Source organism: Treponema sp. R6D11, from assembly GCF_054786075.1.
In genome coordinates, this window is record NZ_BDHD01001241.1 from 1 (window position 1) to 351 (window position 351).

Below are 351 nucleotides of genomic sequence, written 5' to 3' on the forward strand. Positions count from 1 at the left end.
GGGCGCGTTCTTCTTCGTTTTCGTTTTTTCTCTTTTTGCTCCCCCCCCCATAAACCCCTCCTCCTCAACCGCCCCCTTCAGCGCTCCCGGAATTTCCTTCCCCCGCCTCTCCGCCCTCCGCAGGATTCCCCGGCAAGCCTTCGGACTTAAATAGTATTTCTCCGGCACATTTTTTTCCAAAATCTGCGACAAGGAAGATTCTTTTACGACGTTGGGGCACTCCCCAGTATTTAGCGTCCAATTTTCTCCAAGCCAACGACCAACCGTCTCCCACAACGGCTCCTGCAGATTTCCAAACAGCGTTTCCGTCTTTTGACGGAGGTCGAGGAATTGAAATTGCCCCCCCCCCCC

At 54.1% G+C, this 351-nt stretch carries 1 pseudogene; it reads right to left on the bottom strand.

The features are described from left to right. Nucleotides 1–64: 64 nt before the first annotated feature. Nucleotides 65–351: pseudogene (locus ACYVTD_RS18265) on the bottom strand (hypothetical protein); the annotation flags it as partial.